This is a genomic window from Cupriavidus lacunae (assembly GCF_003353055.1).
Classification (GTDB): domain Bacteria; phylum Pseudomonadota; class Gammaproteobacteria; order Burkholderiales; family Burkholderiaceae; genus Cupriavidus; species Cupriavidus lacunae.
Genome location: NZ_QKWJ01000200.1, coordinates 1 through 2,799, shown reverse-complemented (window position 1 = coordinate 2,799; position 2,799 = coordinate 1). Strand labels below are relative to the sequence as shown.

Annotated in this window: 3 protein-coding genes; all 3 read left to right on the top strand. The window is 51.5% G+C overall.

Features of this window, described 5'->3' with window-relative positions; all coding sequences use genetic code 11:
- Window positions 1–449: 449 nt before the first annotated feature.
- The 3 genes from DN412_RS42580 (at window position 450) to DN412_RS42570 (ending at window position 2,490) form a co-directional block, all read left to right on the top strand.
- Entirely contained in the window at window positions 450–1,391 is a 942-nt protein-coding gene (locus tag DN412_RS42580; RefSeq protein WP_115216961.1) for a hypothetical protein, read from the top strand.
- Window positions 1,392–1,527: 136 nt separating this feature from the next.
- Window positions 1,528–1,758 (top strand): hypothetical protein, encoded by a 231-nt coding sequence (locus DN412_RS42575; RefSeq protein WP_115216960.1) that lies wholly within the window; start codon window positions 1,528–1,530, stop codon window positions 1,756–1,758.
- Between the two features lie 123 nt (window positions 1,759–1,881).
- On the top strand, window positions 1,882–2,490 hold the full coding sequence (locus tag DN412_RS42570) for a hypothetical protein (RefSeq protein WP_115216959.1): 609 nt from the start codon (window positions 1,882–1,884) through the stop codon (window positions 2,488–2,490).
- The last annotated feature ends 309 nt before the right edge of the window (window positions 2,491–2,799 follow it).

Genomic DNA, 2,799 nt, shown 5'->3' with positions numbered 1-2,799 from the left:
CTGACGATCAACGGGCACGAAACGACTCATCTATGGGCTCACTCAGCGAACAGTGAATTTATCAACGCTCAACCCGTCCCGCCGGACGACTGGAGATCCCCGAAAATCCGACAATCTCCTAGGTGATTCATGGCGTCGTGCGGTATGGCGAGTAACGCGAGTACGACGGCCGCACCTTTGCTCGATGTCTTTTGATTATCGCGATAACGTCGGGATACGATGGGACGGATTAACAATGTCGCCTTATGGAGGCATTGCAGAAGCACTACTGCCTAAGCTTGTTCGTGTACTTGCCGAGGCATTTCACCGAGACGGATTTGAACACGAATGGACGTCACCTGATGAGATTCTAGTTATCGACAACTGGCGCGTGCTTCACGCTCGCCCGGCTATCCCCGCGAGCGGAGTTGAACGCGAACTTGAACGCGTACTTGTTGGAGACACACTCTATGCCTAAGCCGAATCCCCAGTCGCTTTGGACTTATGATGTTCTTTGGAGCAAGGCCCGCTCATATATGGAGCGGGCGTTAGCCGCTCCAAGAGACCATGAGTTGTTCCCATTCTGGTCCTCGCTAGCTCTGGAGTTCCTGGCGCGCTCAGCGCTTGCCAATGTGTCGCCCGTACTTCTCGCGGAGGTAAGTGAACCCGATGGACGGAATCTCCTTCACGCACTTGGATTGGAACCCAAGGTTAAAAACTTCGTTCCGAAATCGATACAAACATCGGAAGTGCTAGTTCGCTGCGAACAGATCGTCCCCGACTTTACCAAGGACATCGAGCTATTCTGCCGGGGATTCACGAACAAGAGAAATGAAGAGCTTCATAGCGGCGGCATGCCGTTCTCGGCATTAGCGAATCATACATGGCTACCTAGATTCTATGAAGCAGCAACTGTGCTCCTAGCGTTCCAGGGAAAGAGCCTCATCGAACTGGTGGGCGAAGATGAAGCAAAGGCTGCCGAAATCATGCTCAAGGCGGTCGCCGATGAGACTGCGAAGAGTGTTCAGAAACTGATCAACGCGCACGCGGAGGTCTGGAGGAACAAGGACGCAAAGGAACAGGCGCAACTTATTACTGCGGCAGAAAAAGCTGCCCGACCATCCCTTGGGCACGTGGTTATCTGTCCCGCTTGTGGGTCTAGCGCATTGCTGACTGGCGAAGAGATTCGCCAGCAGCCGGCTGTTCTAGAGGATGAAGAACTGGTTGTACGCAGCTTCATTTTGCCAACCGAGTTGGAATGCGAAGCCTGCGGACTAACAATCAAAGGCCACAGCCAAGTGTATGCAGCCGGGCTAGGCAGTCAATTTACCAACACCACTCGCTATGATCCGGTCGACTACTACGCAGAAGAGAACGATGACTATGCTGGCGAAGAATATAACAACGAATAAGAACATTCCCCCTTCCCCCCGCTAGCCGATTGCCTCCGGCGTCCACTAGCGCGCGAGTTGACACTCTGCAACTCTCGAATGTATTGGCCTTTGTCGCGTCGGGCTAGAATCTGCAAGGCCATCAAAAGGGATCACCATGTTGAAAATCGGGAAAACAGACGCCTTCGAGCAAGCGTACATGGCGAAGTTCAAAGCATTCGCCTATCGCTTCGGGGAGTTCGTCGCCTACGAACGGGATAGAGCGGCGCGAGACATTGGGCACCACCTGACCAAGGCTGTTGGTGGTGGTGGAAAGCAGATCTCTAATACTCTCTGCTGGTTCCAGATGAAAGGGATTATGGCGACGACATTGCCAGACGTGGAATAAAAGAGGTGAATGTACCACTCGACGTCAATCACCTCAGATTTTGGTTCTTAGATAGTATGCCCACGCACTTGGTGGTTTATGTGGAATGCGTTGACAAGTTCTTGACCCTAAATTTGCAAGAGTATGTTCGAACTCACTGGGGGACGCGACATATTGACCCTTGATCGAGGGAGTGCCACGGTTAAGGTGTCTGTCGAAAGTGAGCTTGATGAGCAAGCGTTCGCGATTCTGCTTGCGCGCGGGGAAGTGAAACAGTGGGCCCTGGCACTGGATGCGGAGGAACGCCACGTTAGTTTGGCGAGAAGATACTACGAACTAATTTACAAGCTGGAAACCGCCAACGATCGAGATGTTGAGCATCGGTTATTTTACTTGAGCTGGATTAGCAAGACTCGCGGTGATTTGCATATTTGTGAACAACCGGCGGGTTTTGTAGAGACCGAAAAAGACACCGGATGGGTAGACATCCGAACTCATTTTGAATATATGGGATTAGATCTAATTGGTAGCTATCCCTATATCGCGTTATCGATGCTTGACGGAGACAATCTCAGCTTAATCGCCGCCAAAGATATGCGGCTGCGTGAAATTGAAGGACATGAAATCGAGGATGAGTTCTATCCATTTGAATGGGATGACGAAGATGAATACGATGGTGAGTTCATGGAACTTCCAACGGAGATAGAGTTTTCGGACCGAACTGCGCGAATGAGTACTGTCTTTTTACGATGACCTTGGAGTTGAACGAGCTTGGGCGTGAGCTGTTTGAGCACGTACAATTCCTTATCAGAATAGGTTTGCTGGAATTAGCGAAGTCAGAAGATGTCACCGGAGACTTCATTAGCATCGCACCGTGGCACCATCGCGACGTATAGCCCTTGCTGATGGCGTCAGTGTTTTGACCACTTCATACGATGCGCCTAGGAGGCTGCGCGGCAGAAGCCAAATCGGCGAAAGATCGAGGACAATACGGGCATGGCTGCCAGTTACCTTCCTTATCAACCCCACCAATCCTATCTGCTGCCCCCTTCTCTGGAAGAG